Raw genomic sequence first — 1,109 nt, forward strand, 5'->3', positions numbered from 1 at the left:
CTGCTCCATCTCGGCCAGGAAGATCTCCCGTCGGGTCTGCTTGCGCTTGCCCAGGCCTTCAGCGTCGCCGAACGTCAGTTGCATGGATTACTCCTCAACATGAGGCGGGTAGTGTCACGTATCTATGGTGCGTTGTTCAGAGGTTCCTTAGAGCTACAACCGGGTCTTACACCAAATTTTGAACGCCAGCCGGGTTAATCATTAGGCCGATCAAACCTCACTAGAGCGATCTTCTTACCCGTGTCAGCTTTTGGAAAGTCATGGTTTAGTGTTGCGCTGTTACTCCGCGTCTACTTCCTATAGGCTGATTGTCAGTTTTGACTGGCACAAAGGGCATGCACGGATGACCGCTCACACTCTCCCAACTGCGAACGAGCTGAAAGAGACCTTCAATCTTTTTCTCAATCGATGCATTGAACTCCTCGCCGAGGTTGATCAGCGGAAAGAACTGTTCGTATTCTCGGCAGTCAATGCCCAAATCTGTCTTGAGCTTTTCCTCAAGTACTATTACTTTCGGCTTAACAGGCAGTCGGAGGTTCTGGTAACAAAGAATGGCGTCCAGTCAACTACCTTCAATGAATTTCAGCAGATAATCAATCACTTCTTCGCAACTTCTAGGGTGAATCATACGTCGAAAAAAGAGCTTGAACGTATCGGTCGATTGAGAAACTCAATTGTGCACCGTGCGCAAGATGCCTCCTACCAGGAAGATCTCTGCCAAAGTATTGTTGCGACCCTATATTTTGTTCATGCTATCAGCGTGCACGATCTAGACGAGCCGGTCATAGTTGCTACAGAGTTCCCACAACGGGTCCAGAAGCTGCTTCCTTGGCGACGTGCCGCTATTAGTTTTGCCTCAAAAATTTGCGAAAAACCTGCAGTTTGCTTGCACTGCGGGGAGGCCGCAGTCGTTTCCGGTGAGGTTCTTACGTTTGAGCCCGCGACGACTGGCGATGATGTTGTCTGCTTGTGTTGCCTCAGTTACCTCGAGGTCGCCATGTCGGTGGCTCTTCTTCGGTGCATCGATTGCTGCGAGATGGCGGTCTACATAGATCGACTGAACCCTCAGGAACGTGGCAGCTTTCCAGCTAAGGAACCTCTGAACAACG

Annotated in this window: 2 protein-coding genes; both read left to right on the forward strand. The window is 50.2% G+C overall.

Translation table 11 applies throughout. From position 1 onward, the window contains the following. A partial coding sequence (locus tag FFY45_RS21995) for a hypothetical protein (RefSeq protein ID WP_217902714.1) occupies positions 1-198 on the forward strand: 198 nt, incomplete at its 5' end. 145 nt (positions 199-343) lie between these two features. Next, a partial coding sequence (locus tag FFY45_RS21775; protein ID WP_176342026.1) for a hypothetical protein occupies positions 344-1,109 on the forward strand: 766 nt, incomplete at its 3' end.

Origin of the sequence: Xanthomonas hortorum (genome assembly GCF_011305375.1) — a bacterium.
Classification (GTDB): Bacteria; Pseudomonadota; Gammaproteobacteria; order Xanthomonadales; family Xanthomonadaceae; genus Xanthomonas; species Xanthomonas hortorum_E.